General features: G+C 52.0%; 12 protein-coding genes and 1 riboswitch. All 12 genes read left to right on the forward strand.

Going from position 1 to position 14,564, the window contains the following annotated elements:
* The first annotated feature begins 175 nt into the window (after positions 1-175).
* The 12 genes from KKC1_RS12055 to KKC1_RS12110 all read left to right on the forward strand — a co-directional run bounded on the left by KKC1_RS12055 (position 176) and on the right by KKC1_RS12110 (position 14,552).
* Complete coding sequence (locus tag KKC1_RS12055) at positions 176-550, forward strand: hypothetical protein (RefSeq protein ID WP_088554693.1); 375 nt, start codon at positions 176-178, stop codon at positions 548-550.
* Entirely contained in the window at positions 550-1,995 is a 1,446-nt protein-coding gene (locus KKC1_RS12060) for a B12-binding domain-containing radical SAM protein (RefSeq protein ID WP_088554694.1), read from the forward strand. Before KKC1_RS12055 ends, KKC1_RS12060 begins: the two co-directional genes overlap by 1 nt.
* Positions 1,996-2,109: 114 nt before the next feature.
* Positions 2,110-2,194: riboswitch (cyclic di-GMP riboswitch) on the forward strand.
* 291 nt (positions 2,195-2,485) lie between these two features.
* On the forward strand, positions 2,486-3,640 hold the full coding sequence (locus tag KKC1_RS12065; protein ID WP_238134302.1) for a cytochrome c3 family protein: 1,155 nt from the start codon (positions 2,486-2,488) through the stop codon (positions 3,638-3,640).
* Positions 3,641-3,691: 51 nt separating this feature from the next.
* Positions 3,692-4,645 (forward strand): NHL repeat-containing protein, encoded by a 954-nt coding sequence (locus KKC1_RS12070; protein WP_088554696.1) that lies wholly within the window; start codon positions 3,692-3,694, stop codon positions 4,643-4,645.
* 150 nt (positions 4,646-4,795) lie between these two features.
* Positions 4,796-5,431 (forward strand): precorrin-2 dehydrogenase/sirohydrochlorin ferrochelatase family protein, encoded by a 636-nt coding sequence (locus KKC1_RS12075; RefSeq protein WP_088554697.1) that lies wholly within the window; start codon positions 4,796-4,798, stop codon positions 5,429-5,431.
* Positions 5,413-6,747, forward strand: coding sequence for a glutamyl-tRNA reductase (gene hemA, locus KKC1_RS12080; protein WP_088554698.1), 1,335 nt, complete (start codon positions 5,413-5,415; stop codon positions 6,745-6,747). The genes KKC1_RS12075 and hemA overlap by 19 nt, the downstream gene beginning before the upstream one ends.
* Positions 6,748-6,762: 15 nt before the next feature.
* Positions 6,763-7,707: a hydroxymethylbilane synthase gene (hemC, locus tag KKC1_RS12085; RefSeq protein ID WP_088554699.1), complete on the forward strand. Its 945-nt coding sequence runs from the start codon at positions 6,763-6,765 to the stop codon at positions 7,705-7,707.
* Complete coding sequence (gene cobA / locus KKC1_RS12090; RefSeq protein WP_088554700.1) at positions 7,697-9,232, forward strand: uroporphyrinogen-III C-methyltransferase; 1,536 nt, start codon at positions 7,697-7,699, stop codon at positions 9,230-9,232. The genes hemC and cobA overlap by 11 nt, the downstream gene beginning before the upstream one ends.
* 30 nt (positions 9,233-9,262) lie before the next feature.
* Complete coding sequence (hemB, locus tag KKC1_RS12095) at positions 9,263-10,240, forward strand: porphobilinogen synthase (RefSeq protein WP_088554701.1); 978 nt, start codon at positions 9,263-9,265, stop codon at positions 10,238-10,240.
* A gap of 38 nt (positions 10,241-10,278) precedes the next feature.
* A complete protein-coding gene (gene nirJ2 / locus KKC1_RS12100; protein WP_088554702.1) occupies positions 10,279-11,274 on the forward strand; it encodes a putative heme d1 biosynthesis radical SAM protein NirJ2 in 996 nt (331 codons plus the stop codon).
* Between the two features lie 441 nt (positions 11,275-11,715).
* Positions 11,716-13,014, forward strand: coding sequence for a glutamate-1-semialdehyde 2,1-aminomutase (hemL, locus tag KKC1_RS12105; RefSeq protein WP_088554703.1), 1,299 nt, complete (start codon positions 11,716-11,718; stop codon positions 13,012-13,014).
* Positions 13,015-13,217: 203 nt separating this feature from the next.
* On the forward strand, positions 13,218-14,552 hold the full coding sequence (locus KKC1_RS12110; RefSeq protein ID WP_192868231.1) for a cytochrome c3 family protein: 1,335 nt from the start codon (positions 13,218-13,220) through the stop codon (positions 14,550-14,552).
* Positions 14,553-14,564 lie beyond the last annotated feature (12 nt).

A 14,564-nucleotide genomic window follows, 5' to 3' on the forward strand; every position in this document is an offset into this window, starting at 1 on the left:
CGAAATAGGAAGAACTGTTGCTAAAGTGAACCACATTCACCTAACGACGTTGGTTTTTTCAAAAATTGTAGACGAGATATTTGCGGCAGGATATGGCGGTTTAGGTCGAAACTATACATGCTGTGGGAAAGTGTTCTCTAGGGGGACGGATGAACAGGCAGGAGGTTAATAATCTATGGCCCTTCTAGTTATGTTTAACAATTTCTTTCATGATTTGACCGCGGCGCTGTGGTTATGCAGCGCCGCGGTCATATGGTGGCTGACATCCAGAGTGAAGCGGAACGGGCATTCGCAGGTGGCCCGGTTTTACAGCGAAATTTTCCCCACGTTGTTCCGGGTTTCTCTGGGCAGCCTTGTTCTGAACCTCTTGTTCGGAGTGGGGCGGGCGCTGGCTTACTATCAGTATGAGTACCTACCCGCCGCCGGGCGAGGCCAGGTGACGGCATTGATAATCAAGCATATCCTCCTTTTTAGCGTGGTACTGTTAGGGATTGTAATTGAAATCAGAGCATACAGGTTGCAACAGCAATTGAAGGCAGGTGATGCCTGATGGCCAGAGTCATGCTGGTAACCCCCGATTACCACTGCGGCGTCGTGGAATCTGCTGGCAGGTGGCCCCACCTGGGGTTCGTTTACATTGCCGGAGAATTGCGTAAAGCGGGACATGAAGTAAAAATTTATGACGCCATGTCCAAAGGACACCGGCTGGAGCAGATAATTTATAATATCAGGAATTACGGTCCGCAGGTGGTGGGTACTACCGCGTACACCGCCAGTTTTCCTGCTGCAACTGAACTCTTGCGCCGGGTAAAAGAAATTGACCCGCAAATCATAACGGTTATCGGCGGAGTTCATGCCACGTTTTGTTATAAGGAAGTTTTGGAGGGTCACCCTTCCATTGATTATGTAGTGCGAGGAGAGGGGGAGTATACTCTTCCTCATCTGCTGGAGGTTCTAGAAAGCGGTGGTAACCCGGCAGAAGTACCGGGAGTTGCTTTGCGAAGAGGTAATGAGGTCTTGGTTACCCCGGACCGGGGGTTTATTCAAAACCTCGATGAGCTCACACCTGCCTGGGATCTGTTGGATTGGGAAGATTACACCTTTTACGTGTATCCGGGATCGCGGCTGGCTATTATTTCTACCTCCCGGGGCTGCAAGCATACCTGTAAGTTCTGTTCTCAGCAAAAATTTTGGCGGCAGACCTGGCGAGCTCGCAGCCCTGGGAATGTACTGACCGAAATTGAATACCTGGTGAAAGAGTATGGGGTAGACATTTTTTTTATCGCCGATGAGTATCCTACAGCGGACCGGGAACGCTGGGAGAACATCCTGGACGGTTTGATTTCTAAGAAATTGAACGCTCTGTTTCTCATTGAAACCCGGGTAGATGATATCATTCGGGATGAAGACATTATAGACAAATACCGGCGGGCAGGCATTATTCATATTTACGTGGGGATTGAAGCTACCAGCCAGGGTATTCTGGATAAGTTTAGCAAGGGCATTCAGGAAAGTGATTCCAAAAGAGCGCTGGACATTATCCACCGGGCGGGGATAGTTTCGGAGACATCGTTTGTTTTAGGGACACCTGATGAAACACCGGAAAGTATCAAGCAGACGCTGGCCATGGCCAAGGCCTACAACCCCGATTTTGCCCATTTTCTGCTGCTTGCTCCCTGGCCCTATGCTGATATGTATGAGGAGGTAAAGAACTACGTGGCTACTTATGATTATGCTAAGTACAACCTGGTTGAACCGGTAATTAAGCCTGAGGCTATGACTACCGACGAGTTGTTTCAAAAGGTTTTGGAATGTTACCGTTCATTTTACTTTGGTAAAATTCCGGAATGGACCTCTTTGAAAAATGAGTTCAAGCGCCGCTATGCCATTCAGTGTATGCGTGCCATTATGGACAATTCCTTTCTGCAGAAGCATGTGCTCAGTCTAGGCAGGATGCCCAAAATGGTTCGGGATCTGCTTAAACTTTTGGATTAATAAGGAAGTTCCTGGTGAAAAGAGAAAAAATCGTTGAAAATTGTTGAGAAAATACTTGAAATTAATAGCAAATTTAATTATTATTATGTAAAGAAGATTAAAAAATTAATAATATTGTGCTAAGGGCAAACCTGTCGAAAGGCAGGGACGCAAAGCTACAGGGTCTAAGGCCGTAGGGCTATGACAGCCAGCTGCCACGGATAGAAGAGGGCTATCTCGGATGGGGTAGCTTTTTTTTACGGCGGGCCAACTGCTTGTTATGGCAGCTCTCGCATGCACCCCGGTTGTTCTGCCGTAGCAGGGTGCTCGAGGTGCTGGTGCTACCAAGTCATGGGTGTCAGAAGCTTACCCGCGACGGCGAGAACCGTACGACGACGGCAGCACCGGTAGAAGCAATCACCTGTTGCGGAGGGACTATCGGGGTGTCTGCATGTAATAAGAAGTAGTGTTTTCAAGGATGAATAACCTTCGTAACAGGGCGAGTGATGTCATGATGATAGATTTGAGAGGCACCGTTCGGGCAGGGCGGCTGACTCTAACGGTTCTGGTATTAATGGCTTTGGGGAGTTTATTACGCATTTCTACGGGGTTTGGGCAGTATTATCCTGAACCCCACGGCAGCTATACATCCGATACGCAGTTTTGCGCTCAGTGCCATACCAGTCACGGGGCGGAAGGGGAAAAGCTAATTAACGAAAGTTCGGTAACCGACCTTTGTTACGTCTGCCACAGCACAGTGGGACAGAGTGTTTATGACCAGGTATATGATGAGTTTTCCAAAACGTACCGCCATCCCGTTCCGGAACAAGTTATCAGTTGCAATAACTGTCATAATCCTCACCTCACTCCAGTCAGCTCCCCCAGGATTCTACAGGCCAGTGTGAACGAGACGGTGTATTACCAGGGAGGAGGGGAAAAGTTTTGCTGGTCCTGCCACCCGGCCGAAGAAACCTATTATCCTCAGGACGGTAGTGGTCACGATGCTGGCAGTTTGGAACCGGTTTCAGGTACCGGTATTAGTTGTAACGGTTGTCACGAGCAGCACGGCAGCCAGTATCCTTATTTGTTATATTTGGATAACGACCGCACTCTGTGTTACGATTGCCATTCAGCCAGCTCAGGGAGCGGCTGGGAAGGGAAGAGTGTGTACGAGGATACTTATATCAATGCGCATGAAAGTTACGAATGCAGTTCCTGTCATGATCCTCACGGCGGCCCGGAAGAAAAGTATCTTATTGCTTCCTATGATATGAATGCGAGTGTTAACCGTAGCGTGTACTTCGACGCTAATGATTTTAAGACCTGTTTCCGGAGCAACTGTCATACTGAGACGGAAATTTTGGGGTCAGGCAGCGGTTTCTATGACGACCAGTACAACCGCAACCTCCACGAGTTACATCTGGACGATACCAGTAAGGGCACGGCTGTCTGCCGTGAATGCCACCGCCCGCATGGACCTCTTACGGCGGAAAACCCCTATGAGAAGCACCTGGTAGGATTTCCCGCCGGTACGGTTTCAGCATATATTTATGATGACCCCACTTACAAGCACAATTACAATAGCATTGAGGGCGGTGCTTGTTTTCTGAGCTGTCACGACGTGAACCATGATGAAACAAATAGCGTCTACCGTAACGTATATTAAACTTAACGAGCAACTGCCGCGGGCAGTTGCTCCCTTTTTGGGGGAGAAACGGTGAAAAAAGGAGATCGTATTTGGCTGATAGCAGTGCTGGGATTGCTTATTCTAACCGCCGTAATCTCCTATATTTACGCAGGCTTGGTAAAGATGGAAGCAGGGTTGGAGAGGCGGAGGCAGAATGAAGAGAAGCAAGAGGCGTTCAACCGTGTGCCTCAATACCGGGGAAGTATTGGCGGGCACGGGGAGTACAGGCTTATTCGACCGGTAGGCGTTTACGTGGACGAAGTCGGGAATGTATATGTCTCGGATGCGGGCAGGGGCAGAGTGGAGGTTTTTAGCGCCTCCGGTGAACACATGCGTAGTTTCACGCCACCGGGAAGATCGAGCGACAGCTATCTATACGGTATAGTGAAGCGGGGGGACAATATCCTGGTCGCGGATGCCGGGAGAGAGGTTGTTTTTGAGCTGGGTTTTTCCGAAAAAGCCCGGGAAGTAGTGGTAAAAGATAAGCTGGGTACGGTGCGGCCGGGAGCCGTAGTGATAGACGGCAAGGGTCAGACAATTTTATCGGACCTGAAAGGGCACCGCGTCGTTATCCTGGACGAGAAGAACCGGGTGCTCAAAAGCTTGGGAAAGAAAGCAGGGGAGCCAGGGATATTACAGTATCCCCACGGGATAGCGGTAGACACGCAAGGAAGGTTATGGGTAACGGATGCGGGCAACCGGCGCATTCAGGTGTTTGACGCCCGAGGGAAGGTGAAATTTACGGTTGACGGAACCGCAAACGGTGGTCGACCTTTTGTCGCTTTGCGCGGAGTAGCTGTGGATGAATTAGGCAGAGTCATGGCGGTGGACGCTTTGGCGGGAGTGATCCGCGTTTTTAATCTTAAGGGAGAGGAAATATTCAGCTTTGGTAGGGACTTAAAATTCCCGATGGGGATTTTTGTCCGGGAGGGTAAGATATTTATTGCTGATACCGGTAACGGAAGGATTCAAATTTGGGAATAGAAAACATTTTTAGACTGGAAGCAGGAAATGCCTGACAAATCTCGAATAAGTTAACCGATTGCTTGTTACAACTTTCTCAAACCGGGTTAATATTCTAAAGAGATAATGTTATAATTAGAGGGACATTATTTCCCGAGTTAGGATGATAGGATGACCAGTTATTACCCGGTCTTTTTTGACCTTTCCCGGAGACCTTGCCTGGTGGTGGGCGGGGGAAAGGTTGCGGAACGAAAAGTTAGAGATTTGCTGAGGGCCGGGGCGGCGGTTACCGTAATCAGTCCCCAGCTGACCGGTGGACTGGAAGAGCTGGCCCGCCGTGGCGCCATCCAGTATCTGGCGCGACCCTACCAGGCCGGAGATGTGGAAGGGTATTTCCTGGTGGTCAGCGCTACCGGTGACAAAAGCGTTAACGAGCAGGTAGCCCGGGAATGCCATGCGCGAGACATACCGGTGAATGTAGTAGACGCTCCCGCTTTGTGTACATTTATAGTTCCGGCCGTATTGCGTCGGGGTTCGCTGGCCATTGCCGTGTCCACCGGGGGTAAAAGTCCGTACCTGGCCGGAAAAATCAAAAAAAAGCTGGAAGAAGAGTTTGGCCCGGAGTACGCCGAGCTTACCGACCTGCTGGGAGAAGTGCGAGATGAGGTTCTGAAGGCCTGTCAGGACCCCCTTAAGAGGAAAGAAGTTTTTCGCTGTCTGGTAGAGAGTGACCTGCTGGAATTGATCAAGCAGGGGAACAAAAAAATGATAAGGGAGCGGATAAGTAGATGTTTATCCTTACGGTAGGTTTAAATCACAAAACGGCTCCTGTGGAGGTGCGGGAGAAACTGGCCTTTTCGGAAGAAAGCTTACCGGAGGCACTGGCAGAATTAAAAGAACAGCCGCAGATTGAGGGCTGCGTGATTCTGTCTACGTGCAACCGGACGGAGCTGTATGCGGCTACAACGGACGTAGAGGCCGGCTTGGCCAGCCTGCACACATTCCTGAGCCGGCGATGTAACATGCCCCTGACTGAACTGCGGGAGTTTCTCTACACCCATACCCTTTATGACGCGGTCCGGCACCTTTTTCGGGTGGCATCGGGACTGGATTCCATGGTTTTGGGTGAGACGGAGATACTGGGGCAGGTCAGAGATGCCTACCAGATAGCATGTGACCATTCAGCTACTAACGGTGTGCTTAACACTTTCTTCCAGCAGGCTATCACGGTGGGTAAGCGGGTAAGGACGGAAACCAAAATTGACCAGAACCCTGTTTCCATCAGTTATACGGCAGTAGAGTTGGTACGGCAACAGTTAGAGGATTTATCCGGCCTGACCGCTCTGATTGTTGGCGCTGGCGAAATGGGTGAGTTGACGGTAAAACACCTGGTAGCCAACGGGATATCCCGCATTCTGGTGGCCAACCGATCTTATGAAAGAGCCGTTCGCCTGCCTGAACGGTTCCAGGGGGAAGCCGTTGAATTCTCCCAACTGTTGGAGCGGATGAAAGAAGCCGATGTAGTTGTGAGCTGTACCGCCGCAACTCATTATATAATTAAGCGAGACGACATAGCTAGAGTCATGAGAGAACGAGAGGGACAACCCATGTTTTTAATTGATATTGCGGTACCCCGGGATATTGAGCCGGAGGTTGGGGGGATTGAAGGGGTTACCCTGTACGACATCGACGGTTTGAAGAACGTGGTGGACCGCAACCTGGAGCAGAGAAGGAAAGCGGCGGAGAAAGCAGAAAAGATTATTGAGGAAGAGATCGAAAGCTTTTTCAAGTGGTTGGGTTCCCTGTTCGTAGTACCAACTATTGTGGCTCTCAAGGAAAAAGCCAACCGGATTAAGGAAGCGGAACTTACCCGTGCCTTGAACCGCTTGGCTCCCGTGACGGAAAGGGAAAAGAAAGTCATCAGCTCAATGGCCAACTCTATTGTAAACCAGCTCTTACATGATCCTATTATTAACCTGAAAGAAAGAGCCACCACCAAGCAAGGGCATCTCTATGCGGAGATCCTCCAAAACCTCTTTAATCTGGAGGTGGAAGGACAGCGCCCAAAAGAAAAGAAAATCGGCCAAAAACCGGTCGGAATAAACACTCAGCAGAGGAATTAGATTTGGGGGATAGTTATGGCAAAAGAAATAGTAATCGGGACCAGGGATAGCGCTCTGGCGTTGTGGCAGACCCATTGGGTTTTAGACAAGCTCCAAAAGCTGAACCCGGAATACACCTTCCGTGTCAAACATATCAAGACTCAGGGAGACAAAATTTTAGATGTTGCCCTGGCCAAGATCGGCGATAAAGGATTGTTTACCAAAGAACTGGAGGTTGCGCTGCTGAACCGGGATATTGACCTGGCGGTTCACAGCATGAAGGACCTCCCGACTACGCTGCCGGAAGGACTGGTTATCGGAGCAATATGTGAAAGAGCCGAACCGTTCGACGTATTAATTTCCCACAAGGGCTATACTTTAGCTACTTTACCGCAAGGTGCCCGCGTGGGGACCAGCAGCCTGCGGCGCAGGGCTCAGTTGCTTCACTTCCGGCGCGACCTGCAGATAGAGGATTTGCGGGGCAATTTGAACACCCGCATGGCCAAGCTGGAAAGGCTGGACCTCGATGGCATCGTCCTGGCGGCAGCCGGTGTTAAACGAATGGGATGGGAAGACAAGATCAGTGAAAGCATTCCCTACGATATATGCCTGCCGGCGGTAGGGCAGGGAGCCATCGGTGTCGAGATACGGGAAAATGATGAGGAAATTATGAATATTGTAAATAAAATTAATCATCCCGATTCCGCTGATGCCATAAGGGCGGAGAGGTCAATGATGCGGAAGCTGGAAGGAGGTTGCCAGATCCCCATCGGGGCCCTGGGGCTGATCAAAGACGGGGAGTTGACCCTTCAGGGACTGGTAGCAAGCCTGGACGGGAAGAAACTGGTAAGGTCATCAGTTACCGGTCCCAGGCAGGAAGCGGAAGAATTAGGGGAAAAACTGGCTTCCATATTGCTGGACATGGGAGCCGATGAAATCCTACAACAAGTGCGACAGGAGACGGATGAAGATGACAGCTAAAGTTGGTAAAGTATACCTAGTAGGCGCCGGGCCGGGAGACCCGAAGTTAATTACCCTTAAGGGCATGGAATGTATCCGCAAGGCGGACGTAATCGTTTATGACCGCCTCATCAACCAGCGGTTGCTCAACTATGCCCGGCCGGACGCAGAACTGATTTATGCCGGAAAGTCTCCCGAGAGCCATACGTTGAAGCAAAAGGAAATCAACCAGGTGCTGGTTGAAAAGGCGCGGGAGAATAAGGTGGTGGTGAGACTGAAGGGAGGGGACCCTTTCCTCTTTGGTCGGGGCGGTGAAGAGGCGGTTGCCCTCCGGGAGGCAGGAATTCCTTACGAGGTGGTCCCGGGCATTACTTCGGCCATAGCCGTCCCGGCCTATGCCGGGATACCTGTAACGCACCGGAACTATACTTCTTCTTTTGCCGTTATCACCGGCAACGAAGACCCGTTGAAGGGGGAAGGCACGATAGCCTGGGATAAGATTGCTACCGGCGCAGGCACCCTGGTTTTTTTAATGGGCATGCGGAACCTTCCCCATATCGTAGAGCAATTGGTAGAAAACGGTCTTGCTCCCGACACGCCGATAGCCCTAATTCAGTGGGGAACGCGCCCGGAACAGCGGACGGTCATCGGTACTCTGGCCGATATTGTTGATAAATCCCGGGAGGCGGGTTTGAAGCACCCGGTTACGATAGTAGTAGGGAAAGTGGCCGGGTTGAGGGAACAGCTTGCCTGGTACGAGGACAAGCCTCTGTTTGGTAAGAGAATTGTTGTTACCCGTACCCGGGAACAGGCGGGAGCTTTGGCGGAAAAGATCGAGGAACTGGGCGGAGAGGCCTGGGAATTCCCGGTCATCAAAATAGTCCCCCCCGAGGATTACGGCCCCCTGGACCGGGCCATAGAGGAATTGGAAAAATATAGCTGGATAATTTTCACCAGTGTTAACGGAGTTCGCTTCTTTTTTGCCCGTTTGCGGCATCACCGGCGGGATATTCGGGCTCTGGCCGGTATTAAGCTGTGTGCCATTGGTCCGAAAACGCAGGAGGCTCTGGAACAATATGGTTTCATCGTGGATTACGTACCCCAGGAATACCGGGCGGAGGCGATTATTGAAGGTTTGAAGCAGTACGGGCTCGAAGGCCGGCACGTTCTGCTGCCGCGGGCGGATATTGCCAGAAAAATTCTTCCTGAGGCGCTGCAGCAGATGGGAGTGCTGGTGGACGAGGTAGTGGCCTACCGCACGGTAAAGGGGTCCGGTGACGTAAAAGCTTTAAAAAACATGTTGGAACGGGGAACGGTGCATGCGGTAAGTTTCACCAGTTCTTCTACCGTGAGATACTTTATGGAATTATTGGGGGAAGAGGCGGCTTCGCTTCTCAAAGGAGTTACCGTGGCCTGCATAGGTCCCATCACCGCGGGAACGGCGCGGGAGCTCGGGCTGCAGGTCGATGTTGAAGCCCAGGAATATACTATTGATGGGCTGGTTGAGGCTTTAGTAGAATACTTTCAAGGCCGGGACAATGCCTAGGGGAACCCGGCCCAGGGAGAGGTGAAACTTGTGCAATTTCCTGCCCTAAGGCCGCGACGGCTGCGAGAGAACGAAACGATTCGCCGAATGGTGCGGGAGACCAGGCTGTCTGTCGATGATCTCATTTACCCCATGTTTGTGATATACGGGGAAGGAGTGCGTAACCCGGTTCCTTCTATGCCGGGGGTTTTCCAGCTTTCGGTAGACCAGGTGGTCCTGGAAGCGGAGGAAGTGGTGAAATTAGGGATACCGGCGGTTATCCTTTTCGGGATTCCGGAAAAAAAAGACGAAATTGGCTCCGGGGCTTATGACGACAACGGGGAAGTGCAGCAGGCAATAAAGGCTTTAAAAGACCGCTTTCCCGAGCTGGTGGTCATAACTGACGTATGTCTCTGCGAATACACCAGCCACGGCCACTGTGGACTGGTGGATAAAGGCCGGATCCTTAATGACCCGACGCTGGAACTTCTGGCCAGGATGGCTGTTTCCCATGCCCGCGCAGGAGCGGATATGGTAGCCCCGTCAGACATGATGGATGGCCGGGTGGCCGCGATCAGGGAAAAACTGGACGCTCTAGGGTTTAAGCATGTTCCTATTATGGCTTATTCCGCCAAGTACGCTTCGGCATTCTACGGGCCATTCCGGGATGCCGCCCACTCTACGCCTCAATTTGGCGACCGGCGCAGCTACCAGATGGATCCCGCCAACAGCAATGAGGCAATCAGAGAAGTTAAACTGGACATTGCCGAGGGTGCGGATATTGTGATGGTCAAGCCGGCTCTATCTTACCTGGACATTATTCGTCGCGTCAAGGAGGAGACGGGCTATCCGGTGGCCGCTTACAACGTAAGCGGCGAATACGCCATGGTAAAGGCGGCGGCTGCCCAGGGTTGGATCGATGAAAAGAAGGTGGTTTTAGAACTCCTGACCAGTATGAAACGGGCAGGAGCAGATATGATACTTACGTATCATGCCAAGGATGTTGCCAAGTGGCTGGTGGAAGGCTAACAGCCAGTAACTGAGTTAGAAATGGAGGTACCAGAAAGATGCTTATTTCCTGGAATACCACCAACCAGTGTAACATGTACTGTGACCATTGCTACCGGGATGCCGGGGCTAAGATAGAAGAGGAGCTTTCCACGGAAGAAGGCAAGGCCCTGATCGACGAAATTGTGAAAGCGGGCTTCAAGATTATGATATTCAGCGGCGGCGAGCCCCTCATGCGGCCGGACATATTCGAACTGGTATCTTACGCGAGGGATAAGGGGTTGCGTCCCGTATTTGGTACCAACGGCACTAAGATTACCCCGGAAGTGGCACGAAAAATGAAGGAAGCAGGTGCCCTGGCCGTGGGTATCAGCTTGGACAGTTGTGACCCGGAAAAGCACGACAAGCTCCGGCGTTATAAAGGAGCCTGGGAGGAAGCCGTTCAGGGTATGAAAAACTGCCGGGAAGCAGGACTTCCCTTCCAGGTGCATACCACGGTAATGGACTGGAACCAGCATGAAATAGAAGACCTTACGGACCTGGCGGTAGAGCTGGGGGCCATGGCCCACCATATTTTCTTCTTGGTACCTACCGGCCGGGCGGTGAACATAGAGGAAGAGTCCCTGCGGGCGGAGCAGTATGAAGACCTGCTACACCGGATCCTGAGGAAACAACAGCAGGTGGACATTGAATTGAAGCCTACCTGTGCTCCCCAGTTCATGCGGATTGCCCACCAGATGGGGATGAAAATGCGTTTCGGACGGGGTTGTCTGGCTGGTACTTCCTACTGCATCATCAGTCCGAAGGGCGATGTACAGCCCTGCGCCTACCTGAACATTCCTATTGGAAACGTAAGGGAAGTGCCTTTCAGCAAGCTTTGGAAGGAAAGCCCCGTTTTCCAGGAACTGCGGACGATGAAGTACAAGGGCGGCTGTGGTACCTGCGGGTTTAAGAAGATTTGCGGCGGTTGCCGCGCCCGCGCTTATTTCTACCATGACGGGGACTATATGGCGGAGGAGCCCTGGTGCCTGTATCACGGACGGAAAGGATATTAAAAGGGCAGAGGATGTAGCCTTGAGCTCCTACGGCTCTCGGCAGGCAAACTTACCGCTCGGCCTCGCTCAGCATCGGGGGTGGGCAAAACTTTAACGTCTTCGTATTTTCTCAGATTACGGCAACCCATCGGTTTGTCTTAAGCAACATGGTACCGCCCCATCCCGTTCACCGCTGCCTCGCTTCGCCCTCGCGGAGTTTGCCTACACCTCGAGCCTAACGTCGCTTGCGCCTACATCCCCTGCCTGCACGGAGAAATGGAGGGAAGCTGGGATCGAGCTTTGGTTTGGTACGGTTCGACTTAATGTCGCTTCGCTGCGAACACTCGAGCCTTTCGAGGGGCCGGGGGATGTCGCCTTCCGCCTACATCCCCCGGCCTGTGCGAGCGGGAACAATAGGGCCAACGGGAGAATTGAAGGAAGAAAAAAAGTTTGGGAGGTGACATGGTGTTTAAAGGTCTGGAGAAGTCGGCGGCTCTGTTTGAAGAAGCGCAAAAGTACATACCGGGCGGCGTGAACAGCCCGGTTCGGGCTTTTAAAGCGGTGGGGATGAATCCGCCCTTTATAGTGCGGGGCGAAGGATCGAAGCTTTATGATGCCGACGGAAACGAGTATGTGGATTATGTAGGGTCCTGGGGTCCCTTGATTTTGGGGCACCGCCATCCCAAAGTTATAGAAGCCCTTCAACAGTGCCTGGAGATAGGTACCAGTTTCGGTGCTCCCACGGAGATGGAAACGGAAATGGCGCGGCTGGTCATTGAGGCGGTCCCTTCGATTGAAGTAGTGCGTATGGTCAATTCCGGTACGGAGGCTACCATGAGTGCCCTGCGCCTAGCGCGGGGTTATACCGGAAGAAATAAGATCGTGAAATTCGAAGGATGCTACCACGGCCATGCGGACCACCTTCTGATTAAAGCCGGTTCCGGTGCCCTTACTTTGGGTGTGCCTACCAGTCCCGGAGTCCCGGCCAGCATTGCCGGCAATACTATAGTGGCCCGTTATAACGACCTGGAGGGATTGAAGGAAATTTTTGCCGCGGAAGGGGAAGATATTGCGGCGGTAATTTTGGAACCGGTGGCCGGGAATATGGGTTGCGTCCCGCCCCAGCCCGGATTTCTGGAAGGCTTAAGAGAGTTGACCCGGGAATATGGAGCTCTACTCATTTTTGACGAAGTCATGACCGGTTTCCGGGTGGCCTACGGGGGAGCTCAGGAGCGTTACAACATCGATCCTGACCTGACCTGTTTGGGGAAGATAATTGGCGGTGGGCTCCCGGTAGGGGCTTACGGCGGCAAGAGAGAAATCATGGAGCACGTGGCGCCGGCGGGGCCTGTTTACCAGGCCGGAACGCTCTCCGGCAATCCCCTGGCCATGAGCGCGGGAATCGCTACTTTGAAGGTTCTAAAGGAACCCGGAGTATACGAGGAACTGGAGAGGAAATCGGCCAAACTGGCTGCCGGAATGAAAGAAGCGGCGGAACAGGCGGGAGCAGTAGCTACTTTCAACCGGGTTGGAGCCATGTTCTCCGCATTCTTTACGGATCAGCCGGTAATAGATTTCGAGACTGCTTCTTCTTCCGATACGGAGAAATTCGCTGTGTTCTTCCGGGAGATGTTGAAACAGGGGATTTATCTGGCTCCCTCCCAGTTTGAGGCCGGGTTTATGTCCCTGGCCCACACGGATGAGGATATTGAGAAGACTATTGAGGCGAGCTACAAGGCCTTCAAGGCGGCAGCCCAATAGAACAGGGATCTGTTCTTAAACCGGTCTTCTCCTTACATTTAACGGCGCCCCCAGACGGCGGGTGCTTTATTTTTGTTTAAAAATGGGGGTATTGGGAAATAATAGCACCGACGATGGAAGTTTCTGGATAGATAATAATCCAGGTTCGGTAATAAGAATGAAATAACGAGGATGCATCCGGCCTGAGAAAGGGGATGCCGGTGATGCAATATTTCAAACTGCTGTTGACGGTCGGTGCTGTATTGTTACTGGTAATTTTCGGCCTCTTGTGGTATTTCTGGCAGGAGGAAGTCTCTATCCTGGAGGTTCCTCCTCAGGGTAACGACCAGGCGGTATGTGGTACATGTCATATTCCCGAGAACCTTGGTTTCAACAAAGATTCAGTACACCCGCCGGTAATAAACTGGCAGTGCACCGCCTGCCACACGCCCCATGATCCAGGGACGGCAGAGAATAACATGCTGAAGGCGGACCCGCCCGACTTGTGTCTACTCTGTCATTCTTTGGAAAGCGATGATAACGTTAGTCTTCACGTCCCTTTTGAAAATGGAGACTGTCTGGACTGCCACTTCGGTCACGCTTCTGACTACAGCTCTCTTCTCCATCTTAGCCCGCAGGAAATATGTTTTTCCTGTCATTTTGCGGCAGACCTGCTGGGGATGGCCCAGGTTCACAATCCTTTCGCCAACGGTGATTGCCTGGCCTGTCACGAAGCGCACCAGTCGCCTTATTCCAACCTGAAAAAAGCGGAAGGGCAAGAACTCTGCTTTACCTGCCATTTCGACGATGAAGGCTGGCTTTCCATGCCGTTTCAGCACCAGCCTTTCGCTGCCGGGGACTGCACTGGGTGCCATACTGCTCATGCCTCCAATTATTCTCCGCTTCTGACTTTCAGCACTACAACGCTGTGCTTCATTTGCCACGGGGAAGTAGAATCCGAGCTGGCAAGCGGTTATCCGCACCCGCCGGTAGCGCAGGGACAGTGCATATCCTGCCATCAGCCCCATGCTTCCCTCTGGCCCGATTTGCTATTGGCAGTAGGAACTGATCTGTGCTCTTCCTGCCACGAGGACGTAATGCCCCAGTTTACCCTTCCCTCCCATCATCCGATAGAAACGGAGCAGTTAGATTGTACGGATTGTCATGATGTGCACGTAGGTGCGGCTCCGCATTTGCTGGTCGCTGCCGGCAACGCTTTGTGCTACTCATGTCACGGCTGGTTGGAGTTTCAATATAAAAAGACGGCCCATAACCTGGCTCAGGGGCCGGCCGGGCAGGGAATTTGTTTAAACTGCCACCTGCCTCACGGGTCTCAGTACAGTCCCCTGTTGCAGCAGGAATCCATTGCCCTGTGCGCATCCTGTCACGGCATTATGATACAGGCCGTAACTCACCCTTTGGGAGCGGAGTATGAAGACCTCTGGAACGGTTCATACATTACTTGCACTTCCTGTCATGGCCCTCACGGTACAGGTAATTTCCATATGCTGAAGGAACCCCCGGATAAGTTGTGTTTAAATTGTCACCGCTGGAATTAAAAAAAAAAAAAA

Origin of the sequence: Calderihabitans maritimus (assembly GCF_002207765.1) — a bacterium.
GTDB lineage: Bacteria > Bacillota > KKC1 > Calderihabitantales > Calderihabitantaceae > Calderihabitans > Calderihabitans maritimus.